The sequence below is a fragment of the Pseudomonas sp. GL-R-19 genome, from assembly GCF_019956375.1.
Lineage (GTDB): Bacteria > Pseudomonadota > Gammaproteobacteria > Pseudomonadales > Pseudomonadaceae > Aquipseudomonas.
In genome coordinates, this window is record NZ_JAHBDJ010000015.1 from 40,031 (window position 1) to 65,364 (window position 25,334).

The 25,334-nt window shown below is 59.3% G+C and carries 22 protein-coding genes; 7 read left to right on the forward strand and 15 right to left on the reverse strand.

All coding sequences use genetic code 11. The features are described 5' to 3' along the window. Positions 1 to 8 precede the first annotated feature (8 nt). Positions 9 to 731, forward strand: coding sequence for a glycerophosphodiester phosphodiesterase (locus KGA83_RS09615; protein WP_115947571.1), 723 nt, complete (start codon positions 9 to 11; stop codon positions 729 to 731). A gap of 42 nt (positions 732 to 773) precedes the next feature. On the opposite strand, the gene sthA is transcribed toward KGA83_RS09615, so the two are convergent. From sthA to KGA83_RS09650, 7 genes are all read right to left on the reverse strand, one after another. Then, the gene (gene sthA / locus KGA83_RS09620; protein WP_108219248.1) at positions 774 to 2,168 is read right to left on the reverse strand and encodes a Si-specific NAD(P)(+) transhydrogenase; all 1,395 of its coding nucleotides are present in this window, start codon (positions 2,166 to 2,168) and stop codon (positions 774 to 776) included. A gap of 207 nt (positions 2,169 to 2,375) precedes the next feature. Further along, positions 2,376 to 3,413, reverse strand: coding sequence for an FAD:protein FMN transferase (locus KGA83_RS09625; RefSeq protein ID WP_223529563.1), 1,038 nt, complete (start codon positions 3,411 to 3,413; stop codon positions 2,376 to 2,378). A 466-nt stretch (positions 3,414 to 3,879) separates the two neighbouring features. Continuing rightward, positions 3,880 to 4,236 carry a hypothetical protein gene (locus KGA83_RS09630; protein ID WP_108219246.1) on the reverse strand — a complete coding sequence of 119 codons (357 nt, stop codon included), beginning with the start codon at positions 4,234 to 4,236 and terminating at the stop codon, positions 3,880 to 3,882. Between the two features lie 614 nt (positions 4,237 to 4,850). After that, the gene (locus tag KGA83_RS09635; protein WP_108219245.1) at positions 4,851 to 5,207 is read right to left on the reverse strand and encodes a hypothetical protein; all 357 of its coding nucleotides are present in this window, start codon (positions 5,205 to 5,207) and stop codon (positions 4,851 to 4,853) included. A 40-nt stretch (positions 5,208 to 5,247) separates the two neighbouring features. Next, complete coding sequence (locus KGA83_RS09640) at positions 5,248 to 6,342, reverse strand: polymorphic toxin type 44 domain-containing protein (protein ID WP_223529565.1); 1,095 nt, start codon at positions 6,340 to 6,342, stop codon at positions 5,248 to 5,250. 128 nt (positions 6,343 to 6,470) lie between these two features. Next, complete coding sequence (locus KGA83_RS09645; protein WP_223529567.1) at positions 6,471 to 6,956, reverse strand: hypothetical protein; 486 nt, start codon at positions 6,954 to 6,956, stop codon at positions 6,471 to 6,473. Between the two features lie 216 nt (positions 6,957 to 7,172). Continuing rightward, positions 7,173 to 8,621 (reverse strand): glyceraldehyde-3-phosphate dehydrogenase, encoded by a 1,449-nt coding sequence (locus KGA83_RS09650; RefSeq protein ID WP_108219243.1) that lies wholly within the window; start codon positions 8,619 to 8,621, stop codon positions 7,173 to 7,175. Between the two features lie 379 nt (positions 8,622 to 9,000). Here KGA83_RS09650 and mfd point away from each other — a divergent pair, with 379 nt between their 5' ends. From mfd to KGA83_RS09665, 3 genes are read left to right on the forward strand one after another with little or no spacing between them, the layout of a single operon-like run. Next, positions 9,001 to 12,450: a transcription-repair coupling factor gene (gene mfd / locus KGA83_RS09655; protein ID WP_108219242.1), complete on the forward strand. Its 3,450-nt coding sequence runs from the start codon at positions 9,001 to 9,003 to the stop codon at positions 12,448 to 12,450. Positions 12,451 to 12,460: 10 nt separating this feature from the next. Further along, entirely contained in the window at positions 12,461 to 13,039 is a 579-nt protein-coding gene (locus KGA83_RS09660; RefSeq protein ID WP_223529569.1) for a CsiV family protein, read from the forward strand. Between the two features lie 11 nt (positions 13,040 to 13,050). After that, positions 13,051 to 15,744 (forward strand): DEAD/DEAH box helicase, encoded by a 2,694-nt coding sequence (locus KGA83_RS09665; protein ID WP_223529571.1) that lies wholly within the window; start codon positions 13,051 to 13,053, stop codon positions 15,742 to 15,744. 140 nt (positions 15,745 to 15,884) lie between these two features. Here KGA83_RS09665 and KGA83_RS09670 read toward each other — a convergent pair whose 3' ends face one another. The 3 genes from KGA83_RS09670 to KGA83_RS09680 all read right to left on the reverse strand — a co-directional run bounded on the left by KGA83_RS09670 (position 15,885) and on the right by KGA83_RS09680 (position 18,511). Next, on the reverse strand, positions 15,885 to 16,622 hold the full coding sequence (locus KGA83_RS09670; protein WP_108219239.1) for an S-methyl-5'-thioinosine phosphorylase: 738 nt from the start codon (positions 16,620 to 16,622) through the stop codon (positions 15,885 to 15,887). A 12-nt stretch (positions 16,623 to 16,634) separates the two neighbouring features. Next, positions 16,635 to 17,645, reverse strand: a complete 1,011-nt coding sequence (gene nagZ, locus KGA83_RS09675) for a beta-N-acetylhexosaminidase (protein ID WP_223529572.1) — start codon at positions 17,643 to 17,645, stop codon at positions 16,635 to 16,637. 158 nt (positions 17,646 to 17,803) lie between these two features. Then, a complete protein-coding gene (locus KGA83_RS09680) occupies positions 17,804 to 18,511 on the reverse strand; it encodes a TetR/AcrR family transcriptional regulator (RefSeq protein ID WP_108219237.1) in 708 nt (235 codons plus the stop codon). Positions 18,512 to 18,740: 229 nt separating this feature from the next. On the opposite strand from KGA83_RS09680, the gene lexA reads away from it, so the two are divergent. Continuing rightward, on the forward strand, positions 18,741 to 19,349 hold the full coding sequence (gene lexA, locus KGA83_RS09685) for a transcriptional repressor LexA (protein ID WP_007974043.1): 609 nt from the start codon (positions 18,741 to 18,743) through the stop codon (positions 19,347 to 19,349). Between the two features lie 10 nt (positions 19,350 to 19,359). Next, positions 19,360 to 19,836, forward strand: a complete 477-nt coding sequence (gene sulA / locus KGA83_RS09690) for an SOS-induced cell division inhibitor SulA (RefSeq protein ID WP_218428804.1) — start codon at positions 19,360 to 19,362, stop codon at positions 19,834 to 19,836. A gap of 93 nt (positions 19,837 to 19,929) precedes the next feature. Here the strand turns inward: sulA and KGA83_RS09695 are convergent, their stop codons facing one another. Together KGA83_RS09695 and KGA83_RS09700 are read right to left on the reverse strand one after the other, a co-directional pair. After that, positions 19,930 to 20,163, reverse strand: a complete 234-nt coding sequence (locus KGA83_RS09695) for a hypothetical protein (RefSeq protein ID WP_108219236.1) — start codon at positions 20,161 to 20,163, stop codon at positions 19,930 to 19,932. 94 nt (positions 20,164 to 20,257) lie between these two features. Further along, positions 20,258 to 20,782, reverse strand: a complete 525-nt coding sequence (locus tag KGA83_RS09700; protein WP_108219235.1) for a DUF6586 family protein — start codon at positions 20,780 to 20,782, stop codon at positions 20,258 to 20,260. 46 nt (positions 20,783 to 20,828) lie between these two features. Between KGA83_RS09700 and KGA83_RS09705 the strand changes: the two genes are divergently transcribed. Further along, positions 20,829 to 21,023 (forward strand): hypothetical protein, encoded by a 195-nt coding sequence (locus KGA83_RS09705; protein WP_108219234.1) that lies wholly within the window; start codon positions 20,829 to 20,831, stop codon positions 21,021 to 21,023. A gap of 43 nt (positions 21,024 to 21,066) precedes the next feature. On the opposite strand, the gene topA is transcribed toward KGA83_RS09705, so the two are convergent. From topA to fadA, 3 genes are all read right to left on the reverse strand, one after another. Beyond that, positions 21,067 to 23,694 carry a type I DNA topoisomerase gene (topA, locus tag KGA83_RS09710; protein ID WP_108219233.1) on the reverse strand — a complete coding sequence of 876 codons (2,628 nt, stop codon included), beginning with the start codon at positions 23,692 to 23,694 and terminating at the stop codon, positions 21,067 to 21,069. A 114-nt stretch (positions 23,695 to 23,808) separates the two neighbouring features. Then, complete coding sequence (locus tag KGA83_RS09715) at positions 23,809 to 24,045, reverse strand: DUF1653 domain-containing protein (RefSeq protein ID WP_007986363.1); 237 nt, start codon at positions 24,043 to 24,045, stop codon at positions 23,809 to 23,811. Positions 24,046 to 24,144: 99 nt separating this feature from the next. Then, positions 24,145 to 25,320, reverse strand: a complete 1,176-nt coding sequence (gene fadA, locus KGA83_RS09720; RefSeq protein WP_053160736.1) for an acetyl-CoA C-acyltransferase FadA — start codon at positions 25,318 to 25,320, stop codon at positions 24,145 to 24,147. Between the last annotated feature and the right edge of the window lie 14 nt (positions 25,321 to 25,334).

Sequence of the window (25,334 nt, forward strand, 5' to 3'; positions counted from 1 at the left end):
GAAGAACCGTGACCCTCATCTACGGCCATCGCGGCGCCAAGGGCGAAGCACCGGAAAACACCCTGACCAGCTTTCAGGAATGTCTCAAGCACGGCGTGCGTCGCTGCGAACTGGACCTGCACCTGTCCATGGATGGCGAGCTGATGGTCATTCACGACCCGACCCTCAAACGCACCACGGACCGTCGCGGCAAGGTCGTCGAACACACGGCGGCGGAGCTTGTGACCTATGACGCACGCATGGGCGGCCCGGGCTGGATCAAGCCGTGCCCGATTCCGACGCTGGAAGAACTGTTCGAGAAATGCGACTTCGATCACTGGCAGCTGGAGGTCAAAAGTGCATCAAGGATGCGTGCCGCGACCACCGTGCTGGCGATTCGCGAAATGGTCCAGCGTCATGGCCTGATGGACAAGGTGACGATCACTTCGAGTTCCCGTGAAGTGCTCAAGGCGGCGCTGGAACTGGTGCCGGACGTATCCCGCGGGCTGGTGGCCGAGTACGCCTGGCTCGACCCGCTGAAGGTCGCGGCCAGCTATGGCTGTGAGATCCTGGCGCTGAACTGGACCCTGTGCACGCCGGAACGCCTGCAAAGGGCGCAGCGTCAGGGGCTGCATGTGTCGGTATGGACCGTCAACGAGCCCGCGCTGATGCGCAGGCTCGCCGACTTCGGCGTTGACAGCCTGATTACAGACTTTCCCGGTTTGGCCACCGCCACGCTCGAGAATTGCTGAAATCGGTCTCCCCGGCCGGCTCAGGCCACCGGCCGGAGCCGCTCAAAAAAGCCGGTTGAGGCCGTCGTATGCCGCTACCCGATAGGCTTCGGCCATGGTCGGGTAGTTAAACGTGGTGTTGACGAAGTACTTCAGGGTGTTCTGTTCGCCCGGCTGGTTCATGATCGCCTGACCGATGTGCACGATCTCCGACGCCTGATAACCGAAGCAGTGAACACCCAGCACTTCCAGGGTTTCACGGTGGAACAGGATCTTCAGCATGCCTTGCGGCTCGCCGGCGATCTGCGCCCGCGCCATGCTCTTGAAGAACGCCTTGCCGACTTCGTACGGCACCTTGGCCTGGGTCAGCTCCTGCTCGTTCTTGCCGATCGAGCTGATCTCCGGAATGGTGTAGATGCCGGTCGGCACGTCATTCACGAAACGCCAGCTACCGTTATCGACGATGCTGCCAGCGGCCGAACGACCCTGGTCATGGGCGGCACTGGCCAGGCTCGGCCAGCCGATCACGTCACCGGCGCCGTAGATGTTCGGCACGCAGGTGCGGTATGCCTCGTCGACTTCGATCTGGCCACGGCTGTTGACCTTCACGCCGATGTTTTCCAGACCCAGCTGATCGGTGTTGCCGGTACGACCGTTGCACCAGAGCAAGGCGTCGGCCTTGATCTTCTTGCCGGACTTGAGGTGCAGGATCACGCCATTGTCCACGCCTTCGACGCGGTCGTAGTCTTCGTTATGGCGAACCGTGATGTTGTTGTTGCTGAAGTGGTAGCTCAGGGCCTGGGAGATTTCCGAGTCGAGGAAGCTCAGCAGTTGCCCACGGTTGTCCACCAGTTCAACCAATACACCCAGACCGCTGAAGATCGAGGCGTATTCGCAACCGATCACGCCGGCGCCGTAAACGATGAGTTTGCGCGGGGTGTGGCCGAGGCTCAGGATGGTGTCGCTATCGTAGATACGCGGGTGGTGGAAATCGATGTCCGCCGGGCGATAAGGACGCGAACCGGTGGCGATGATGATGTGCTTGGCCACCAGCTTTTCGACCACGCCGTTGGCGCAGACCACTTCGATGGTTTGCTCGTCGGCGAAGCTGCCGGTGCCGAAGAACACGTCGACGCGGTTACGGGCGTAGTAGCCGGTACGCGAAGCGACTTGTTTGGAAATGACTTTCTCGGCGCTTTTCAACACGTCCGGGAAGGAGAACCAGCGCGGCTCACCGATGGCTCGGAACATCGTGTTGGTGTTGAACTGCATGATCTGCCGCACCGAGTGACGCAGTGCCTTGGACGGGATGGTGCCCAAGTGAGTGCAGTTGCCGCCGACCTGGCGACGGCTATCGACCATCGCGACCTTGCGCCCTGCCTTGGCGGCGTTCATTGCCGCGCCTTCTCCCGCCGGGCCGGAACCCAGCACCACCACGTCGTAGTTGTAGACAGCCATGCGTACTCCTCAGAACAGGCCGCGGCACCCTCGGCACCTGCGGCTAAATCACGCCAATGCGTGGCATGAAGGAACAATTTGGGGCCAGTGCAGAACCCGGACACAGTCTATAGAAGCGTCAACGCCGCGCACATTAACCCTTGGTCGCGTCGTAGGCTACTTTTGCCTGCACTACAACGCCAGTTTTCAATGCTCAAATCGCCACAATCACTCGGTTTTTTCGCCACTGAGGCGTTCAAAAGCGAGACTGCTGCGCGTGACGAAACCTGTATCGGCACGAATCACAAAAAATGCGCCGATAGCGTGTTTTTCTGCGTAGTCCCAACCGCGCTCAGGACCAAGAATCAGCAACAGCGTCGATAAGCCATCGGCCATCAACGCCGAAGGATGAATCACCGTGACCGATGCCAGACGGTGTGAGACCGGCGCACCGCTGCGCGCATCGAAAGTGTGGGAAAAACGCTGGCCGTCCTGCTCGAAGTAATTACGATAGTCGCCGGACGTGGACAGGCCATAACCATCGACAACAATGACCCGCTCGGCCACCTGCCGGTCATCCCGAGGTTCTTCCAAGGCGATGCGCCATGGTGAGCCGTCGGGCTTCTTGCCAGCGGCCTTGAGTTCGCCGGTGACTTCGACGAGGTAATCGTGGATGCCTTTTTCCTCGATCCTTGCAGCAATCGTGTCAACGGTGAAACCGGCGGCGATGCTGTTGAAGTCGACCTCGACCGCGGCGTCCTTGCACAACCGGTCGCCCTCGATGCGCAAGTGTTCGTGGCCGACGCGCTGGCGGGCTTCGGCGAGCGCTTCGGCGCTCGGGACTTTTTCCCCGCGGGCCTGCGGACCAAATCCCCAGAGATTGAGCAACGGCTCCACCGTCAGATCGTAGGAACCGTCGCTTTGCACTGACAGCTGCTCACCCACGCGGACCAATTCGAGGATCGACGCCGGCATTGCCTGACAGCGGTTGGCCGGTAATGCATTGAAGCGCTCGATGTCCGAGTCGCTGCGGTAGGTCGACATTTTCCGGTCAATATCAGCGAGGATCTGCTCAACCTGGACACGGACCTCGTCCTGCGCCGGCAGGCCGGCATGGCGCACATACTTGATCGAATAAGTGCTGCCCATGGTCGGGCCGCCGAAGGTTTCGAGGGCGTCGCCGTTACCACAACCTGATAGTGCGCCGAGCAGCAAAAATGCCACCCCCTGCCACCTGATCAACAATTCCCGAGTTCCCCGAAACATCCCCTGACACGCCGCCAGGGCCAGCCATTATGCGATAGAACTGTGGGAGCGGGCTTGCTCGCGAAGAGGCCGGCACATTCAACAGAGGTGTCGACTGATCCACCGCTTTCGCGAGCAAGCCCGCTCCCACCATTTTGATCTTCAGTGACCGCCAATCCCACGGCCGGCCACAATCCCTGTGAGAGCGGGCTTGCCCGCGATGAGGTCATCACAGTCAACATTGATATTTCTGTCAGACCGCTATCGCGAGCAGGCTCGCTCCCACATTGAATGGCTGGCGTAATCACTACCGCGCAAACACCACCAAACCCTGTGGGAGCGAGCCTGCTCGCGATGGTCGTCAACGATAACGCGTGCTCACTAGTTAAACGCAGCGTTCTTGGCTGCATCATCGGAACACCGCCCGGAGCAAGTTCGCTCCTACTAAATACTTGACCGAACAGCAACGGCTGCAAACGGGGTCTTTTCATGGAGTCGCGGTATCGGTGACGCATTGTTTTAGTCGACCCGAATCCGTGCCGCTGCCTTCGCTGTGATCAATGTCGCCGTTGGCATTGAGGTAAATATGCGTATTGGGCCACCTAGGGGTTACGTTGACGCAATGTCGGAGCGCGCCATCGTTCCACCAGGAAATTTCCATGAAAAAATTCTCATCCGGAAACAGAAAGCCATAATCACGCGTACCGCCTCCGGGTTGCATACGCCCCTTGAAAATACGGTCCTGCACGTTCCATATGTATTTAAGTTCGCCACGAGCATCTTCGGAGTAGTGAACAGTCACAGTAGGTAACGCAATATCCCAATGAGTGATGGCCAAAAACACAACTGGAATCCACAACCATCGCTTATACCGTCTCCGGGATTTACTTGCAGTCGTGGACACGAATTCCATCTCCCAGAATCGCACTGCATGTCGCTTTGATCCCTTGGCTCTTCATGGGCTCGCTGTATCAGTGATGCATTGTTTTAGTCGATGCGAATCCGTACCGCTGCCTTCGCTGTGATCGATATCGCCGTTGGCATCGAGGTAGATGTGCGTATTGGACCATGTCGGCGTTATATTGACGCAGTGCCGGAGATCTTTATCGTTCCACCAAGAGATCTCCATGAAAAACTTCTCATCTGGAAACAAGAACCCATGGTCCCGTGTGCTGCTGCCGGGGGGAGGTCTCCTTTGTAAATCCGGTGCTGCACATTCCAGATGAACCGCAGTTCGTCAACGCCATTCTTGGAGTAATGGACGGTTGCGGTAGGAAGCACAATAATTCGCCAGAGGACAATCAGCAAAAGCACCAGCAGGGGCAGCAATAGCGGTAGCAACGGAATCCATAGCCACCGAATGTAGCGCGACCGAGGTTTTTTAGGCGTGAACACGGACTTCATACCCCCCAAAGTCGCACTACAAATTGTGTAGTCGTTTTTATTCCTTTGCCTCTTTCATGGGCTAGCCGTGTCTGTTTTGCATTGTTTTAGTCGGTCCGAATCAGTGCCGCTGCCTTCGCTGAGATCAATATCACCATTGGCATCAAGATAGATATCCGTATTAGGCCACTTCGGAGTTATGTTGACGCAGTGGGCACGAACATTTTTGCTCCACCAGGAGATTTCCATAAAAAAATTATCATCCGGAAACAAAAAACCATTATCGACCGTACCTCCGCCGGGTTGCATCCCGCCTTTGTATATCCGGTGCTGGACATTCCAGATATACCTGAGTTCCTCCCTTCCATTTTCGGAGTAGTGAATGGTTACAGTCGGAAGTGCAATATCCCAGTAGCTAATGGCCAGATACACAAATGGAATCCACAACCACCTTCTATACCTCGGACCTGTTTTACGTACAGGTGTGGACACGGACTCCATCCCCCCAATTTTCGGGTGCGACTGCCAGCACTTCGGCCATGATAATTTTAGCTGTCACCCCACCACTTGAGTGTCGATTGGCGAGTTTCACACCAATACTTATCGCCACTCTATCTGCGATATCGTCAAATGCCCGCAGCCCATCAGATAGACTCGCCGTTAGATGCGGCCCGGGGTTCTTCTTACGGTCTTCTAACCACCTTTTTGTGTCCGAACCTATTTGTTCAACTCCCGCGCCATCTAACAATACGCTTTCTGAAAGCCCTCCTACGATGCCGACGTACCCATAATGGATATTCGACCAAATATCGTAGTAGTACTCGTACCTCCCTTGCTTGTGCCGAACGACACCGTCATACATCGCCTCCAGCTTCGGCTTGTGATCCCACTCCATATTCTGACCCACCTGCTTCGTCCAAATCGCCATCGCCTCAAGCTTCTTCGTCCATGCAATTCCGTTGAAATTTGGTGGTCCAGCCAGTCTGGCGTACCAGGGTAACGCCCGAAATTTCCTGGCTTGCGCGCTGCTGTCGTAGCTCATCAGCTCTTTCATTTTCAACACGGACGGATGCTTGATGTTCCTATTCATCTCACCTGCGATGTAGCTGGCAAGCTCTTCCATCTGGTCTGGATGGTTACAGGCTTCGCTTCCACCAAGGTCGCCGGGTGGTGCAGAGATCTTATCTGCCAGCTTCAGATCAACCACCTGAGGCTTGGCCGTAAAGCTGTTTTCAGCCGGAGCCGCCGGTGAGCCTGCAGCCCTCGCGGCCGGCTGCACAGGGCTTGCGTTGCTTTGATACGTGGCCGTCATTACGGTGGGGATCAGCCGAGCTTTACAGGGGCAGTTGCTGTAACTGTCCAGCGTACCAGCCATGAGCTTTCCATGACTGATCATGTGCGAAATACCACCGACGATCCGATAGGTCTTCCCGTCTTTTCCACACGTGACTCGATCACCATCGCGGGCATGCGCGACGCCATACATCATGATCCGGGTGTCACCATCGAGAACTTTTCCACCGCAGGTGGTTCGGTCATTCAGACCGATGAAATGTCCTTCTTTCATTGAATTTCTTCTCCATTACTTCCGGCCGAGCCCAGAAGGTTTAAGGCCATGGGTTGCGACCGTCAGCTGCGTGAGCATTTAAGCAACGCAGCACTGAGACAGCTTTGGACAGCGCCAGACTTCGCCACTTAATCCGCGACCGATGGCAAAAAATCCTCGCCCATCGACACACCTTCGCGCGCAATAAACACGTAGCCGCCTTGCGGTGTATTGATGATTTCGTCGCCATTGCTGAGCATGCTGCCGACCAGCGCCACATCATTGTTGTCTTGCCCTGCGCCGGTGATGATTTGCGCCGTACTGTCATCGGCATACAGGACGTAGTCGCCTTTTCGCGCTACGCGCACCGAGCGTCCATTTTCCAACTTGAACTCCAGCGGCCCTGTCCCTTGCTGGATCACCCCGCCGTTACGGGTGTGGCTGCCCTCGGTTGCGCACCGGAAGATGGCGATAGCAGGATGAGCGTCGATGTAAGCCTGCTGTTGACGCACAACCACTTGGGCGTGCTCATGAAATTGCGCAATTTGCTGCTCAGTGAAGTGTGGATTGTCCAGACTGCGCAGATACTCTGGGGAAACATCGTTGGTATACAAAGGCTGCAAGGGTGCATTCATTTCAAAATCCATATCCTGGGAAGGGTGTTCAGAAATAATGCGGCGGACGCTAACAGCGTCGCGACCCTCACGGCAGGGTCAAAGGAATGATTCAGAAGTTTCGCCAATAGAAACGATCCTTTTCCTACAGGATTGTTTCTAAAGCGTATTTATTGCGGAGCGCACAAACAAAAACGCCCCGACCAAAGTCGGGGCGCTTCATGTGCCGCTAAAGGCTTAGCGCGGGAAGGCTGGCGGGTTTACACCGGCCATGTCTTCCATCACGCGAACTACCTGGCAGCTGTAACCGAACTCGTTGTCGTACCAGACGTACAGAACAACGCGGTTATCCTGGGTGATGGTCGCTTCCGCGTCCACTACGCCTGCGTGGCGCGAGCCAACGAAGTCGGTGGAAACCACTTCCTGGGAGCTCACGTAGTCGATCTGCTTGTGCAGGTCCGAGTGCATGGCCATCTGGCGCAGGTACTCGTTGATCTCTTCGCGAGTGGTGGCCTTTTCCAGGTTCAGGTTCAGGATGGCCATCGACACGTTCGGCGTAGGCACGCGAATCGCGTTGCCGGTCAGCTTGCCCTTGAGCACTGGCAGCGCCTTGGCGGCTGCGGTGGCGGCACCGGTCTCGGTGATAACCATGTTCAGCGGCGCGGCGCGGCCACGACGGCTGCCCTTGTGGAAGTTGTCGATCAGGTTCTGGTCGTTGGTGAACGAGTGAACGGTTTCGACGTGGCCGTTGATGATGCCGTACTTGTCGTTGACTGCCTTGAGCACCGGCACGATGGCGTTGGTGGTGCAGGAAGCCGCCGAGATGATCTTGTCGTCAGGGCTGATGTCGCCGTGGTTGATGCCGTGAACGATGTTCTTCAGCGCGCCCTTGCCAGGTGCGGTGAGGATCACGCGGGCAGCGCCCGGGCAGGCCAGGTGCTGGCCCAGGCCGTCGGCGTCACGCCATACACCGGTGTTGTCGACGATCAGAGCGTTTTCGATGCCGTACTGGGTGTAGTCGACTTCGGCCGGGCTCTTGGCGTAGATCACCTGGATCAGGTTGCCGTTGGCGGTGATGGTGTTGTTGGCTTCATCGATGGTGATGGTGCCATCGAACGGACCATGAACCGAGTCGCGGCGCAGCAGGCTGGCACGCTTGACCAGGTCGTTCTCGGCGCCCTTGCGGACCACGATGGCGCGCAGGCGCAGGCCGTCGCCACCACCGGTTTTCTCGATCAGGATGCGCGCCAGCAGACGGCCGATACGACCGAAGCCGTAGAGGACAACGTCGGTGCCTTTGCGGGCGGATGCGTTTTGCTGGCCAACCACGTCAGCCAGTTCTTCACGGACGAACTGCTCGGCGGTACGGCCATTGCCTTCGGCCTTGAATTTGGCTGCCAGCTTGCCCAGGTCCACCGAAGCGGCGCCGAGCTTGAGCTCGCTCATCGCCTTGATAAGCGGGAATGTTTCGTGGACGGACAGCTCGCTTTCGTCGGACTGACGGTGACGAGCAAAGCGGTGAGCTTTGAGAATCGCAATGACTGAACGATTGATCAGGCTGCGGCCATAGATCGAGCTCACCACGTTGTTATTGCGGTAGAGCTGACCGATAAGCGGAATCATCGCTTCTGCGAGTGCTTCACGGTCGATCCATTCACCAAGACACTGGTCGGGCTTCTGAGTCACGGGAACCTTCCACTATGTAGGGGCAGAAAAAAGGGGCTACATTATGCCGCCGAGTGACCGCCGTAGCAATGCGCGCCCGTCGTACTTTTCGTAACAATTCATCGTTCAAAAAACTTACGCCTCGCGCCAGCCCAATAAAACCGGGGCTTTCAGCGCAGTCAATTTTTTGGAGGTCACGCCTCGTTGTCCGTAACCCTCCGTAACACTCGTTGTTTTTGCCACTACATATTCAGTAATTTCTGGCAAAAAACCGCCGAATTTTGTCTTTACCACTACATTTCACCAAACCCGTGCTTTAGACGCAGTCTGCAACTGACAGGCGGCATCGTAGACCGCTACAATTACCGACTTTGTCGCAACGCTTGGAGCTCAACCTTCCGTGCCCGTTCTGCGTCTACCGCTTCTCCCTGCCGCGGCAGGTAAACAGCACTGGGGCAACCTGCCCGGTGCCGCCCTGAGCCTGGCCATCGCCGAGGCCGCCAGCGCTGCCAAGCGCTTTACCCTGCTACTGACCGCCGACAGCCAAAGTGCCGAACGGCTGGAACAGGAGCTGGGCTTCTTCGCCCCGGATTTGCCCGTATTGCACTTTCCCGACTGGGAAACCCTGCCCTACGACCTGTTCTCGCCGCACCAGGACATCATTTCCCAGCGCATCGCCAGCCTGTACCGGCTGCCGGAACTGAGCCATGGCGTGCTGGTAGTGCCGATCACGACCGCCCTGCACCGCCTGGCACCGACCAAATTCCTGCTCGGCAGCAGCCTGGTGCTGGATATCGGCCAGAAGCTCGACGTCGAGCAAATGCGCACCCGCCTTGAAGCCACGGGCTATCGCTACGTCGATACCGTGTATGAACACGGCGAGTTCACCGTTCGCGGTTCGCTGATCGATCTGTTCCCGATGGGCAGCAAGCTGCCGTATCGCATCGATCTGTTCGACGACGAAATCGAAACCCTGCGCACCTTCGACCCGGAGAACCAGCGCTCCATCGACAAGGTCAACTCGGTCAAGCTGTTGCCGGCCAAGGAATTCCCACTGCAGAAAGAAGCGGTCACCCGCTTCAAGGCGCGCTTCCGCGAGCGTTTTGACGTCGATTTCCGCCGCTGCCCGATTTTCCAGGACTTGAGCAGCGGGATTACCCCGGCCGGTATCGAGTACTACCTGCCGCTGTTCTTCGAAGAAACCTCGACGCTGTTCGATTACCTGCCCCAGGACACGCAAGTGTTTTCCCTGCCGGGCATCGAGCAAGCCGCGGAAAACTTCTGGAACGACGTGCGTAATCGCTATGAAGAGCGCCGCGTCGACCCGTCCCGTCCTTTATTACCGCCCGCCGAACTGTTCCTGCCGGTGGAAGACTGCTTCGCGCGCCTGAAGAACTGGCCGCGCGTAGTGGCCAGTCAACAGGATGTAGAAAGCGGTAGCGGTCGCGAGCGTTTCCCGGCTCGCGAGTTGCCCAACCTGGCGATCGAAGCCAAGGCCACCCAACCGTTGGCGGCACTGGCCGACTTCCTCGACCAGTTCCCCGGTCGCGTACTGTTTACCGCCGAATCCGCAGGCCGCCGCGAAGTGCTGCTGGAACTGCTGGAACGCCTGAAGCTGCGACCGAAGACCGTCGACAGCTGGCCAGACTTTGTCGCCGGCAAGGATCGCCTGGCGATCACCATCGCCCCGCTCGACGAAGGCTTGCTGCTGGACGACCCGGCCCTGGCCCTGGTTGCCGAAAGCCCGTTGTTCGGCCAGCGCGTGATGCAGCGCCGTCGCCGCGAAAAGCGCACCGATGCCAACAACGATGCCGTGATCAAGAACCTCACCGAGCTGCGCGAAGGTGCACCGGTGGTGCACATCGACCACGGTGTCGGTCGCTACCTGGGCCTTGCGACCCTGGAAATCGACAGCCAGACCGCCGAGTTCCTCGCCCTGGAATACGCCGAAGGCGCCAAGCTCTATGTGCCGGTGGCCAACCTGCACTTGATCGCCCGCTACACCGGCAGCGACGACGCCCTGGCCCCGCTGCACCGCCTCGGCTCCGAGACCTGGCAAAAAGCCAAGCGCAAAGCCGCCGAACAGGTGCGCGACGTGGCCGCCGAGTTGCTCGACATCTATGCCCGCCGCGCCGCCCGCGAAGGCTACGCCTTCGCCGATCCGAAAGCCGACTACGCCACCTTCAGCGCCGGTTTCCCGTTCGAAGAAACCCCGGACCAGCAAACCACCATCGAAGCGGTGCGCGAGGACATGCTCGCGCCCAAGCCTATGGATCGCCTGGTGTGCGGCGACGTTGGCTTCGGCAAGACCGAAGTGGCGATGCGCGCGGCGTTCATTGCAGTCCACGGTGGACGCCAGGTGGCGATCCTGGTGCCGACCACCCTGCTCGCCCAGCAGCATTACAACAGCTTCCGCGACCGCTTCGCCGACTGGCCGGTGACCGTGGAAGTGATGAGCCGTTTCAAGTCGGCCAAGGAAGTGAATGCGGCGGTCGCGGACCTGGCCGAAGGCAAGATCGACATCGTCATCGGCACGCACAAGCTGCTGCAGGACGACGTGAAGATCAAAAACCTTGGCCTTGTGATCATCGACGAAGAACACCGTTTCGGTGTCCGTCAGAAAGAACAGCTCAAGGCGCTGCGCAGCGAAGTCGACATCCTGACCCTGACCGCCACGCCGATTCCGCGCACGCTGAACATGGCGGTGTCGGGCATGCGCGATCTGTCGATCATCGCCACGCCGCCGGCCCGTCGCCTGTCGGTACGCACCTTCGTCATGGAGCAGAACAAGAGCACGGTCAAAGAGGCCTTGCTGCGTGAGTTGCTGCGTGGCGGCCAGGTCTACTACCTGCACAACGACGTGAAGACCATCGAGAAATGCGCCGCCGACCTCGCCGAACTGGTACCGGAAGCCCGGATCGCTATCGGCCACGGGCAGATGCGCGAACGCGATCTCGAACAGGTGATGAGCGACTTCTACCACAAGCGCTTCAACGTGCTGATCGCCTCGACCATCATCGAGACCGGCATCGACGTACCGAGCGCCAACACCATCATCATCGAGCGTGCCGACAAGTTCGGCCTGGCACAGTTGCACCAGTTGCGCGGCCGGGTCGGACGCAGCCACCACCAGGCGTACGCCTATCTGCTGACGCCACCGCGCCAGCAAATCACCCCGGACGCGGAAAAGCGTCTGGAAGCGATCGCCAACACCCAGGACCTCGGCGCGGGCTTCGTGCTCGCCACCAACGACCTGGAAATCCGCGGCGCTGGCGAACTGCTCGGCGACGGTCAGAGCGGGCAGATCCAGGCGGTCGGCTTCACGCTGTACATGGAAATGCTCGAGCGCGCGGTGAAGTCGATCCGCAAGGGCGAGCAGCCAAACCTCGACCAACCGCTCGGCGGCGGTCCGGAGGTCAACCTGCGGGTTCCGGCGTTGATTCCCGAGGACTACCTGCCGGACGTTCACGCCCGCCTGATTCTTTACAAGCGCATCGCTTCGGCCACCGATGAGGAAGGCCTCAAGGATCTGCAAGTGGAGATGATCGACCGTTTCGGCCTGTTGCCGGAACCGACCAAGAACCTGATCCGCATCACTGCATTGAAATTGCAGGCCGAGCAACTGGGCATCAAGAAAGTCGATGGCGGCCCGCAAGGCGGTCGCGTCGAGTTCGCCGCGCAGACGCCGGTCGACCCGCTGACCCTGATCAAGCTGATCCAGGGCCAGCCAAAACGCTACAAATTCGAAGGCGCCACGATGTTCAAGTTCATGGTTCCGATGGAGCGCCCGGAAGAGCGCTTTAATACTGTAGAGGCGCTGTTCGAGCGCCTCGTTCCGAAAACTGCTTGAAGGACGCCGCATGCGCCTGTTTCGCTCACTGACCCTGCTGACCCTGCTCATTCCAGCGCTGGTCGCACCCACGGCATTTGCCGATGACCTGTATCAGGTCGAAATGATTCTGGTCCGTCAAAACGCCGTACCGGCGATTGTCAGCCGCGCCGCACCGGAAGACTGGGCCGCTGGCGCCCAACCGGTCAGCGCCGACAGCTTGCGTACGCCAAGTCTGAATGGCGAGGTGGAAAAACTCACCAGGAGCGCCGACTACACGGTGTTGCTGCACAAGGCCTGGCAACAGCCCCTCGGCGAAACTGCCAGCAAAGTGGCGATCAGCGACGGCAAGGAACAATATGGTCAGTTCCCGATCGAAGGCACGCTGAACATGACGCTGGGACGCTTTACCGACGTCGACGCCGATTTCTGGGTCAATCAGATCGATGCCAATGGCATGGTGACCGCCAGCGAGCGCCTGAAACAGGAAAGCCACACCAAGAACGGCCAGTTGAACTTCCTCGACAACGGCCACCTCGGCCTGCTGATCAAGATCACCTCGCTGACCGCCCCCGCACCACGGCCAGTCCCCGATGAAATTCCGGACTGATTGAAGTCCTTATGTCCGCGACCCTGAGCAAACCCCTGGCACCCTCCTGGGTCAGCCGATTCAAGGAACAGAGCCTGGAGCGTGGCCGCCGCTACGCGCTGGAGAACCGTGTCAGGATCGTCGAGGCCGGCGACGCCACGATCATCGCCGTTTGCGAAGGCTCTGGCAGTAACGTTTACCGTCAGACCATTCGCCTGCGCGAGTCAGCCAAGGGCACGCTGCTGATGGTCGACGCCACCTGCTCGTGCCCGGTCCACAACAACTGCAAACATTGCGCAGCGGTGCTCCTGCAAGTGCAGGAAACCCTCGACTACCCCGCTGCCGCCAAAGACGCCGAACTTCTGGAAAAACTCCAGGCAGTCCTGGAAAACCGCAGCCCGAAAGCCCCGCCGCAAGTGCTGGTGGACAATGTGCAGCCCCTCCCGCGCCTGTGGCTGGCCAGCATCGAGTTCAGCGCGTTCGAACCGCGCAACGGTCGAATGCAGCGATACATCCAGCATCGGGCGGCGCTGTCTTTCAGTTACCTGGACGAGTACGTTTGCGGACAGAAAAACGCCGACATCCTGATTCGTCAGGAAAGCCAGACGCTGCGGATAAAACGCCACCCGGAAGTGGAACAGTCCTACCGGGAACAGCTGCGAATCCTTGGCTTCAAAGTCGCCACCCGGCAAAGCAAGGCCCTGCCGGAAAGTGCCGGCGAGCTGTTCGAGATGATCAATGACAGCGCCTGGCTGACCTTTACCCTCAATGAACTGCCGAAGTTGCGCACCCAGGGCTGGGAATTGCAGATCGACGAGGACTTCGGCTTCGACCTGACGGCGGTAGACGACTGGTACGCCACGGTCGAACAGGTACCGGAGCGCGACTGGTTCGATCTGGAACTGGGGATCATCGTCAACGGCGAACGCCTGAGCCTGTTGCCGATCCTGCTCAACCTGATGCGCTCCCACACCGAAATCCTCAACCCGGAACGCCTTGCCCGACGCCGCGACGACGAGCTGATCCTGGTCAACATCCCCAATCGCCCGAACTCCGAGCACGGCCCGCTGCAAGTCGCCCTGCCCTTCGGCCGCTTGAAGCCGGTGCTGGCCACCCTCGGCGAGTTCTACCTGCAGGAGCCCGGCGACACCACGCTGCGCCTGAGCAAGGCCGATGCCACGCGCCTGAACCCGCTGGAAGACATGCCGCTACTGTGGGAGGGCGGCGAACAGATCCGCACCTTTGCCCAGCGCCTGCGCGACATCAAGGACCACACGGCCGCCGCCCCGGACGGCCTGAATGCGACGCTACGTCCGTATCAGCTCGAAGGCTTGAGCTGGATGCAGTCGCTGCGGCAGCTGGAAGTGGGTGGAATTCTCGCGGACGACATGGGCCTGGGCAAAACCCTGCAGACACTGGCGCACGTGCTGAGCGAGAAAAACGCCGGCCGCCTCGACCGGCCGTGCATGGTCGTGATGCCGACCAGCCTGATCCCCAACTGGCTCGACGAAGCGGCGCACTTTACGCCGCAGCTCAAGGTACTGGCACTGTACGGTGCCAGCCGCAAAAAGCACTTCGACAAGCTGGCCGACTACGATCTGATCCTGACCACCTATGCGCTGCTGCCCAAGGATGTCGAACGCCTGGCGGCGCAGCCCTTGCACATACTGGTGCTGGACGAAGCGCAATACATCAAGAACCCTGGCAGCAAGGCAGCCCACGCCGCCCGCGAACTGAACGCCCGGCAGCGCCTGTGCCTGAGCGGCACACCGCTGGAAAACCATCTCGGTGAACTCTGGTCGCTGTTTCACTTCCTCTTGCCCGGCTGGCTGGGCGACGTCAAAAGTTTCAACCGCGATTACCGCGTGCCGATTGAAAAACGCACCAGCGAGGTCAGGCTTGAGCACCTCAACGGTCGGATCAAACCTTTTCTGCTGCGCCGCACCAAGGAACAGGTGGCCACCGAGTTGCCGCCGAAAACCGAGATCATCCACTGGGTCGAACTCAACGAGGCCCAACGCGATGTGTACGAAACCATGCGCCTGGCCATGGACAGGAAAGTCCGCGACGAAATCACCCGCAAAGGCGTGGCCCGCAGCCAGATCATCATTCTCGAAGCCCTGCTCAAGCTGCGCCAGGTGTGCTGCGATTTGCGCCTGGTCAACGAGGCGACCCTGCCAACCCGTGGCAGCACGTCAGGCAAGCTCGACAGCCTGATGGAAATGCTCGAAGAACTGTTCGAGGAAGGTCGGCGGATCCTGCTGTTCTCGCAGTTCACCTCAATGCTGTCGCTGATCGAAGACGAACTGAACAAACGCGGCGTGGCCTACGCCCTGCTGACTGGCCAGACTCGCGACCGCCGCACGCCGGTGAAAGAATTCCAGAGCGGCAAACGTCAGATATTTCTGATCAGCCTGAAGGCCGGTGGCGTTGGCCTGAACCTGACCGAAGCGGACACGGTGATTCATTATGATCCGTGGTGGAACCCGGCGACGGAAAACCAGGCGACTGACCGGGCGTATCGCATCGGTCAGGAGAAGCCGGTGTTCGTTTACAAAATGATTGCGCGCGGCACAGTGGAAGAAAAGATTCAGCACCTGCAGAAGGAAAAATCCGACCTCGCGGCCGGCGTGCTGGATGGGCGCAAGGCCGGGGACTGGAAACTGCAGAACGATGATATCGAGGCGCTGTTTGCGCCACTGCCGGAAAACCTTGAAAAGCGCTGATATCTGCGGCGCCTTTTAGATCGCCATCGCGAGCAGGCTCGCTCCCACAAGGTCCGCGCCATACACAAACTCTGTGTACACCGCTAAACCTGTGGGAGCGAGCCTGCTCGCGATAGGGTCAACTCGGTGCCGAGGCTAACTCAGCCCTTGAGCACCCGCGCCAGGGTCGATTTGACCTTGCCCATGCCGTCATGTAACGCCTGCTCGATCTCGGCCATGGTGATCACCGCCGTCGACTTGCCCGCCGCCGGATTCACCACCAGCGCCAGACAGGCGTAATCCAGTTCCAGTTCCCGGGCCAGGGCTGCTTCCGGCATACCGGTCATGCCGACGATGTCGCAGCCATCGCGCTCCAGCCGGGCGATTTCAGCCACTGTCTCCAGGCGCGGCCCTTGAGTGCACGCATACACGCCATGACTGCTGTAGCCCACACCTTCGGCCGCCAATGCCGCGATAAGTTGCTGGCGCAACGGTTCGCTGTAGGGGTAGCTGAAGTCGATATGGGTGACGTGCTCCAGGTCATCGGCAAAGTAGGTGTGCTCACGACCGCTGGTGTAGTCGATCAACTGATGCGGCACGCAGAAATGCCCTGTGCCCATGGCCGAGTGAATTCCACCCACGGCATTGACTGCAAGAATGGCTTCGGCGCCAGCCTGCTTCAACGCCCAGAGGTTGGCGCGGTAGTTGACCTGATGCGGCGGAAACCGATGCGGATGACCGTGACGTGCGAGGAACAACACTTCCTTGCCGGCATACTCGCCGATCTGAACGTCGGCCGAAGGTGCACCATAAGGCGTGTCCACTGTCAGTGACTGGCGAATGCTCAGGCCTTCGAGTTGAGTCAGGCCTGTGCCACCGATAATCGCGTAAACCGTCATAACGAACAGTCCTTAATCAATCAATTGAGCTTCTTTGAGCGCGCCGACAGCGGCCAGCCAGCGCGGGTCCTGACGGTATTCAGAGTTGGCAAACGACTGGCCGCGCATCCGCGCAATGCGCTCGGACGGCTTGACCTTCAAACGCTGGGCAGCGCTCAGGGCGAGCTCGGCAGCCGCACGGTCGTTGCACACCAGGCCCATGTCGCAACCGGCAGTCAGCGCAGCTTCAATACGACTGGCGGCATCGCCGACCACGTGAGCGCCTGCCATGGACAAGTCGTCACTGAAAATCACCCCGTCGAATTGCAACTCACCGCGCAGGATGTCCTGCAACCAGCGGCGGGAGAAACCGGCGGGCTGGGAATCGACTTGTGGATAAATAACGTGGGCCGGCATGACCGCGGCCAGTTGCTTGCTCAATTTGGCAAACGGCACCAGGTCGTTGGCGCGGATCTCGTCGAGGCTGCGTTCGTCGTTGGGAATCGCGACGTGGGAATCCGCTTCCGCCCAGCCGTGGCCGGGGAAGTGCTTGCCGGTGGCCGCCATGCCCGCACTGTTCATGCCACGGATGAATGCACCAGCGAGCAAGGCAGCGCGTTCGGGATCACCCTCGAACGAACGGGTACCCACCACCGCGCTGCGCTGGTAATCGAGGTCGAGCACCGGGGCGAAGCTCAGGTCCAGGCCAACGGCCAGCACTTCGGTCGCCATGATCCAGCCGCACTGCTCGGCCAGGTACTCGGCGTTCGGGTTGTCGGCGATGGCGCGCATGGCGGGCAAGCGCACGAAACCCTGGCGCAGGCGCTGCACACGACCGCCCTCTTGGTCCACAGCCAGCAACAAGTCGGGACGGACGGCGCGGATTGCCGCACTCAATTCACGCACCTGACGTGGGTGCTCGATGTTGCGGGCAAAGATGATCAGGCCGCCCACTTCGGGCTGGCGCAACAATTGGCGATCTTCAGCCGTCAGCCAGGTACCGGCGACGTCCACCATCAACGAGCCTTGCAAGCCAGCAGTCATAAGAATTCCTTGATAACAGAAAACCCGGCCCACACGAATTCGCCGCCAAGGGCATGGCCCGGCAGATTGGCGAGTTCAATGAGGATCGGGTTCAGAACGAGAGTCGGCATGGGCGGCTAGCTTAGCGGATGTCAGCTGCCGCGCCCACCCATGTGCGGTTATACCTTGGCGGCAACCGGTGTCGATTTGCTGCGTGGACGCAACTGGGCAGTGGCCATGGCCGCATCCGTCACACCGGATTCGGCACGCATGCCGGCGGCCAGGAATGGCACCATCAGGCGCATGACCTGCTCGATCGAGGTATTCACGCCGAAGTCGGTTTCGGCAATCGCCCGCAAGGCCTTGATACCGGACATGCTGAACGCCGCCGCACCGAGCATGAAGTGCACGCGCCAGAACAGTTCGATGGGCGGAATACGCGGCGCCGCTTCGTTGACCAGTATCATGTAGCGGCGGAACACCTTGCCGTACATGTCTTCCAGATAACGACGCAAGTGCCCCTGGCTCTGACTGAACGCCAGTCCCAGCAAACGCATGAAGATAGACAGGTCGTTGCCACTGCGCGGCTGCACCACCAGTGCCTGCTCGACGAGGATTTCCAGCAACTCTTCGAGTGTCGGCCTGATTTCGGGTTTGGCCTGACGCCGCTCCAGCTCTTTATCGAGACTGATGCAGAACGGCCCGAGGAACCGCGAGAAAACCGCCTGGATCAACGCCTTCTTCGAACCGAAGTGATAGTTCACCGCCGCCAGGTTGACACCGGCCTTGCTGGTGATCAGGCGCAACGAGGTTTCGGCGAAACCTTTTTCCGCGAACAACTGCTCGGCAGCATCGAGAATGCGTTCAACGGTTTCCGACTGGGCCATGGCTACTCCGCCTGACAAACACTTGTTTGAAACATACGTTTCAGCCCGCGCCTTGTCAAGCCTGGCAGTTCGTTTCGTGAATGGTCGGTCAGACATTTAACCACACAACGGCGAAGCTTCAATCCACTGCCTGATTGACCGTCCGGCGGCCACTGAAAAAAGGAGCATTGCCAAGACCGCCCCACTGTATATAATCCCAGTCACTGTATAAAAAAACAGAGCGATCAATATGCTAAAGCTGACGCCACGCCAAGCCGAGATTCTGGCCTTCATCAAACGCTGCCTGGAAGACAACGGCTACCCGCCGACCCGCGCGGAAATCGCTCAGGAACTGGGTTTCAAATCACCCAATGCGGCGGAAGAACACCTCAAGGCACTGGCCCGCAAGGGTGCAATCGAGATGACGCCTGGCGCCTCCCGTGGCATTCGCATCCCCGGCTTCGAAGCCAAGGCCGACGATTCCACCCTGCCGATCATTGGCCGGGTCGCCGCCGGCGCCCCGATTCTTGCGCAGCAACACATCGAAGAGTCCTGCAACATCAATCCCGCCTTCTTCCATCCGCGCGCCGACTACCTGCTGCGTGTCCATGGGATGAGCATGAAGGATGTCGGCATTTTCGACGGCGACCTGCTGGCGGTCCACACCACCCGCGAAGCCCGTAACGGCCAGATCGTGGTGGCGCGAATCGGCGACGAAGTGACCGTCAAGCGCTTCAAGCGTGACGGCAGCAAAGTCTGGCTGATCGCCGAGAACCCCGAGTTCGCCCCGATTGAAGTGAACCTTCAAGACCAGGAACTGGTGATCGAAGGCTTGAGTGTCGGCGTCATTCGCCGCTAAAGGAGGCACCATGCAGTTCCCACAGCCAGCACCACAGCAAACCCAACTGCCGTTGTTCGAAGCGTTCATGGCACAGCCATTGGCGCCGATTTTGAAAGACGTAGTCGAGTCCCCCTGGAGCGCCGAACCTGACGTTTTCAGCGAGCTGTCACTGCGTGGTGCAGCCGGGAACTGCCTGAGCCTGCTGGCACCGATCCTCAGGGAATTGAGCCAGGACCAGGATGCACGCTGGCTGACACTGATCGCACCACCCGCCAGCCTGACTCAAGCCTGGCTGCGAGATGCCGGCCTCAACCGCGAACGCATTCTGTTGCTGCAACCGCGGGGTACCCAGAGCGCCCAGCAACTGACCTGCGAAGCGTTGCGCCTGGGTCGCAGCCACACGGTGGTCAGCTGGATCAACCCATTGAGCCCGCAATCGCGGCAACAACTGATCAGCGCCGCCCGCACCGGGGACGCTCAGAGCCTGAATATTCGACTGGGCTGACTGACAGACAAGACGCGTGCTTCACCGCGCAAGGCTTCTCCAGGGACTGAGAAGCCGATGTGTAGCGATATCAAGAAAAACGACAGACGGGGATCAATGAAGCACCCGCGACCCCTCGTCCTTGTCGAATTCGCCTTCAACCATGCGACCGGCCATCTGTACACCGACGCTCAACATCGCCTTGGCGACTTCCACGTGCTGTCCTTGCAGGAACGCTTTGGCGTCCTCGGAGAAATCCAAAGTAACCAGAGAACCCTCGTCCTCGGCCCTGCGCAGCTCGATACGGCCGTCTGGTAACTCGACAATTTCTAGAAAGGACGTTGGCATAAAGGACTGTTCTCCACGAAAGGCGGGGATTATATAGGCATCGCTCGGGCTTCGCTTGGGATCTTGACCAGATGTCATTACCCAAATGTGTTTGTCAGCACTCGTTCAACCCTTCACGAAACCGGATCGCCAATGCTTTCAGGTTCTGACGCCAACTCTCCAGCTCCTCCCGACTCAGTTCCTCCGGCGCGTCCTCTTCATCCAGATTGACAGCCTGAATCAGTGGCTGGGTCACGTCCCCTTTCGGCTTGTGCGGCGCGCGCGGCGGTTGAAACAGCGCAGCATGGGCGGCCAGGAGTTTGGCCAGCCAGGTCTCCGGGTTATTGGCCAGCTCGACCAGCTCAGCCATTTCCGGAATGGCGATGGACTCCAGCACTTCGCGAGTCAGCAATAACTCTGCACGGGGCGCATTGGCCTGAGGCAAGCGATAGTAACCGGCGATTTCGTGACACAGCCCCAACAGCGCGCCGTACAGGTGAAACAGAGCGGATTCGCGTCCCGCCTGGATCAGCGCCAGCGAATTCATCGCCCGCCCCTCTTCAGTGCGGGCCAGCGCTTCGAGCGACAAGCCGGCGAAATAAATCTTCTGATTGGTGCGGGTATACAGTTCGTGGGCCATGACGGCAGCCTCCACAACGAAATAATTGCTTCATGCAGGTTGGACAGTGTCGTGGATCAGCCAGGCAAACCGCAAGTCCTCTGCCGATGCCGATGCCGATGCCAACACTGTAGGAGCGAGCCTGCTCGCGAAAAACGTAAACGATAACGTGTACATCCTGGAAAAACGTGTTGCCCTTGAGTTTTTCGCGAGCAGGCTCGCTCCTACAGAGAAAGCAGCAAAAACAAAAAAGGCCGCATGAACACCCGAGGGTGGTCATGCGGCCGTTTCATTACCCCAGGCTGTTAAGCCTTGGCTGCCGGACGCTTGTCTTCGACCGCCCACTTGCCGCCGTCGTAGAACGCTTTCCAGCCAGTCGGCTTCCCGTCAACCTCGGTCTGCACGTACTGTTCCTTGGTCTTGCGACTGTAACGAATCACAGTCGGGAGGCCATCCGGATCTTTCTTCGGTGCTTCGCAGAGGAAGTGATACTTCGGATCGATCTCATCCTTGTGCGGGACGATTTCCATTACCAGCGGAGCACGAGTCTCGCGGTTTTTCGGGAACTGGCTGGCGGCCAGGAACAAGCCTGATGCACCGTCGCGCAGAATGTAGGTGTCGTTGACCTTTTCGCACTTCAGCTCAGGCATCTTCACCGGATCCATCTTCGGCGGTGCCGCATCGCCGCTCTTCAGCAGTTTGCGCGTGTTCTTGCAGGTCGCGTTGGTGCAACCGAAGAACTTGCCGAAACGGCCGGTCTTGAGCTGCATTTCGCTACCGCACTTGTCGCATTCCAGGCTCGGGCCTTCATAGCCCTTGATGCGATAGGTGCCCTCTTCGATTTCGTAGCCATCGCAATCCGGGTTGTTACCGCAGATGTGCAACTTGCGTTTCTCATCGAGCAGGTAAGCATCCATCGCCGTGCTGCAGATCGGGCAGCGATGCTTGCCGCGCAACACCAGCGACTCCGACTCACCCTCGTCGTCCGCCGCGATTTCGTCGCCCGGCACCAGGTTGACGGTGGCCTTGCAGCGCTCTTTCGGCGGCAGGCTGTAGCCCGAGCAACCGAGGAACACGCCGGTCGACGCAGTACGAATCTGCATCGGACGACCGCAGGTGGTGCACGGGATGTCGGTCATCACCGGTTGATTGGCACGCATGCCGCTTTCCGGGCTTTCGGCCACTTCGAGCTTTTTCTTGAAGTCGCCGTAGAACTCGTCGAGCACGTTTTTCCAGTCGCGCTCGCCCTGGGCCACGTCATCGAGATGCTCTTCCATGCCGGCGGTGAAGCCGTAGTCCATCAGGTTCGAAAAGCTCTCGGCCAGACGCTCGGTGACGATATCGCCCATCTTTTCCGAGTAGAAACGACGGTTGTGCAGCGCCACGTAACCACGGTCCTGGATGGTCGAAATGATCGCTGCGTAGGTCGAAGGACGACCGATGCCGCGTTTTTCCATTTCTTTAACCAGGCTGGCTTCCGAGTAACGCGCCGGTGGCTTGGTGAAGTGCTGGGTCGGATCAAGCTTGATCAGCTTCATCGCGTCGCCCTGGGCCATGTCCGGCAATACATCGTCGTCGCCCGGCTTGGCGATTTGCGGCATGACACGGGTGTAACCGTCAAACTTCAGGATGCGGCCCTTGGCGCGCAGCTCGAAGTCGCCGGCACCCACGGTGACGGTAGTCGACAGGTATTGCGCCGGCAGCATCTGGCAAGCGAGGAACTGGCGCCAGATCAGCTCGTAGAGGCGCTCAGCGTCACGCTCCATGCCCGACAGCTTGCTTGGCTCGGTATTGGCGTCAGACGGACGAATCGCTTCGTGAGCCTCTTGTGCGCCTTCCTTGCTGCTGTAGACGTTCGGATTTTCCGGCAGGTACTTCTTGCCGAACTCACCTTCGATATAGGTACGCGCCATCGCCACGGCATCAACCGAAAGGTTGGTGGAGTCGGTACGCATGTAGGTGATGTAGCCGGCTTCGTACAAACGCTGGGCCATCATCATGGTTTTCTTCACACCAAAGCCCAGGCGGTTGCTTGCGGCCTGTTGCAGGGTGGACGTGATGAACGGTGCCGACGGTTTGCTGCTGGTCGGTTTGTCTTCACGCTTGACGATGCTGTAGCTGGAGGACTTGAGCTTCTCCAGCGCGGCCATGGCCTGGGCTTCGTTGAGCGGCTTGAACGCTTCGCCTTTTTCACGAGCCACGTCGAAACGCACGGTCGCGCCCTTGGCTGTGCCGAGGTCGGCGTGAACTTCCCAGTATTCTTCAGGGATGAACGCGCGGATTTCACGTTCGCGCTCGACCACCAGCTTCACGGCAACCGACTGCACGCGACCGGCGGACAGGCCACGAGCGATCTTGGCCCACAGCAGCGGCGAAACCATGTAACCCACCACGCGGTCGAGAAAGCGACGCGCCTGCTGGGCGTTGACGCGGTCGATATCCAGCTCGCCTGGCTTTGAGAAGGCTTCCTGAATCGCCTTCTTGGTGATTTCGTTGAACACCACGCGCTTGTAGCGGCTGTCGTCACCACCGATGGCTTCGCGCAGGTGCCAGGCAATGGCTTCCCCCTCGCGGTCCAAGTCGGTTGCGAGATAGATGGTGTCAGCATCCTTGGCGAGCCGGCGCAGCTCTTCGATGACTTTTTCCTTGCCCGGGAGGATCTCGTACTTGGCTTTCCAGCCATGATCCGGATCGACACCCATGCGCGCGACCAGCTGCTTGCGCGCTTTTTCTTTCGGCGACAGTGCCGGCACTTCACCCGCAGCAGCCTTGCCGCGCTTGGCGGCTGGCTCTTTGCTGGCGCTAGCCGAACCGCTGGTGGGCAGGTCTCGGATATGGCCGATACTCGACTTCACCACGTATTCGTTGCCCAAATACTTGTTGATGGTCTTGGCCTTAGCCGGGGATTCCACAATGACCAGCGATTTGCCCATGGATCAGAAAATTCCTGAATTCGAGAAGTGAAAGGCGATTGGCGCCTGACGCGGCACCGCTATATATAGTGGCAACAAGGTGAGGTCAAGCGCAGGGTATTGCGCGCACTCAGCTTATGGCTTGGTAAAAAGGCTTTCTTCGGCCTGCACCAAAGCAAAGCGTGGCACCTGTTCGCCGTCAACCTCGACGGACTCCAGGAACATGCTCAAGGGGCGCACCCAAAAGCCGTAATCGCCATACAGGGCTTGGTAGAAGACCACTTCTTCTTCGGTTTCCGAATGCCGCGCGACACTGAATACGCGGTACTGCGGACCTTTGTAATGTTGGTAGAGCCCTGGTTGTATCGGCATGCTTTGGCCCTCACTCAAATGTTTTCAAAATAAAATCAAAAATAAATCCGGAAAAACAAAAACCGGGGCACTTGGCCCCGGCTTCCATCAGCGAGACGCTTAAACGCGTTCGAAGACGGTGGAGATGCCTTGGCCGAGACCAATGCACATGGTGGCCACCCCGAAGGTGCCGCCATTCTGCTTCATCACATTGAGCAAAGTGCCGGAGATACGCGCACCGGAGCAACCGAACGGGTGGCCCAGGGCAATTGCGCCACCGTGCAGGTTAACCTTCTCGTTCATCTTGTCGAGCACTTTCAGATCTTTCAGCACTGGCAGGGCCTGTGCGGCGAAAGCTTCGTTGAGCTCGAAGAAGTCGATGTCGGAGATGCCCAGACCCGCGCGCTTCAGTGCTTTTTGTGTGGCCGGTACTGGACCATAGCCCATGATGGCCGGATCCACACCTGCCACCGCCATCGAACGGATCACCGCCAGAGGCTGGATGCCCAGGTCTTGTGCGCGTTGCGCCGACATCACGATCATGCACGAGGCACCATCGGTGATCTGCGACGAGGTACCGGCGGTCACGGTGCCACCCTTCGGATTGAACGCCGGCTTCAGGGCCGCCAGGCTTTCCAGGGTGGTTTCCGGACGAATGGTTTCGTCGTAGTCGAAGGTTTTCAGGAAACCGTTCTCGTCGTAGCCCTGCATCGGGATGATTTCGTCTTTGAACTTGCCTTCCACGGTCGCCTTGTGGGCGAGTTGGTGGGAGCGCACGCCGAAAGCGTCCTGTTGCTCGCGAGTGATACCGTGCATTTTACCCAGCATTTCCGCGGTCAGGCCCATCATGCCCGAGGCTTTCGCCGCGTACAGCGACATGTGCGGGTTCGGATCGACACCGTGCATCATGCTCACATGACCCATATGCTCGACGCCGCCAACCACGAAGACGTCACCGTTACCGGTCATGATCGCTTGCGCAGCAGTGTGCAGGGCACTCATCGACGAGCCACACAGGCGGCTGACAGTCTGGCCGGCCGAGGTGTGCGGGATCTGGGTCATCAGCGACGCCATGCGCGCGATGTTCCAGCCCTGCTCCAGGGTCTGGTTGACGCAGCCCCAGATCACGTCTTCGACTTCGCTCGGGTCAACCTTGACGTTGCGTTCCAGCAGTTTGCTGATCAGGTGTGCCGACATGTCTTCGGCACGGGTGTTGCGGTGCATGCCGCCCTTGGAGCGGCCCATCGGAGTACGACCGAAGTCGACAATCACGACGTCTCTAGGATTCAAGCTCATAAGTTCACTCTCAC

Bases quoted from the DNA above. Each gene is read 5' to 3' on its own strand.
- sthA (WP_108219248.1), bottom strand. From the start codon at position 2,168: ATGGCTGTCTACAACTACGACGTGGTGGTGCTGGGTTCCGGCCCGGCG.
- KGA83_RS09625 (WP_223529563.1), bottom strand. From the start codon at position 3,413: ATGTTTCGGGGAACTCGGGAATTGTTGATCAGGTGGCAGGGGGTGGCA.
- KGA83_RS09640 (WP_223529565.1), bottom strand. From the start codon at position 6,342: ATGAAAGAAGGACATTTCATCGGTCTGAATGACCGAACCACCTGCGGT.
- KGA83_RS09645 (WP_223529567.1), bottom strand. From the start codon at position 6,956: ATGAATGCACCCTTGCAGCCTTTGTATACCAACGATGTTTCCCCAGAG.
- KGA83_RS09660 (WP_223529569.1), top strand. From the start codon at position 12,461: ATGCGCCTGTTTCGCTCACTGACCCTGCTGACCCTGCTCATTCCAGCG.
- KGA83_RS09665 (WP_223529571.1), top strand. From the start codon at position 13,051: ATGTCCGCGACCCTGAGCAAACCCCTGGCACCCTCCTGGGTCAGCCGA.
- KGA83_RS09670 (WP_108219239.1), bottom strand. From the start codon at position 16,622: ATGACGGTTTACGCGATTATCGGTGGCACAGGCCTGACTCAACTCGAA.
- nagZ (WP_223529572.1), bottom strand. From the start codon at position 17,645: ATGACTGCTGGCTTGCAAGGCTCGTTGATGGTGGACGTCGCCGGTACC.
- KGA83_RS09680 (WP_108219237.1), bottom strand. From the start codon at position 18,511: ATGGCCCAGTCGGAAACCGTTGAACGCATTCTCGATGCTGCCGAGCAG.
- lexA (WP_007974043.1), top strand. From the start codon at position 18,741: ATGCTAAAGCTGACGCCACGCCAAGCCGAGATTCTGGCCTTCATCAAA.
- sulA (WP_218428804.1), top strand. From the start codon at position 19,360: ATGCAGTTCCCACAGCCAGCACCACAGCAAACCCAACTGCCGTTGTTC.
- KGA83_RS09695 (WP_108219236.1), bottom strand. From the start codon at position 20,163: ATGCCAACGTCCTTTCTAGAAATTGTCGAGTTACCAGACGGCCGTATC.
- KGA83_RS09700 (WP_108219235.1), bottom strand. From the start codon at position 20,782: ATGGCCCACGAACTGTATACCCGCACCAATCAGAAGATTTATTTCGCC.
- topA (WP_108219233.1), bottom strand. From the start codon at position 23,694: ATGGGCAAATCGCTGGTCATTGTGGAATCCCCGGCTAAGGCCAAGACC.
- KGA83_RS09715 (WP_007986363.1), bottom strand. From the start codon at position 24,045: ATGCCGATACAACCAGGGCTCTACCAACATTACAAAGGTCCGCAGTAC.
- fadA (WP_053160736.1), bottom strand. From the start codon at position 25,320: ATGAGCTTGAATCCTAGAGACGTCGTGATTGTCGACTTCGGTCGTACT.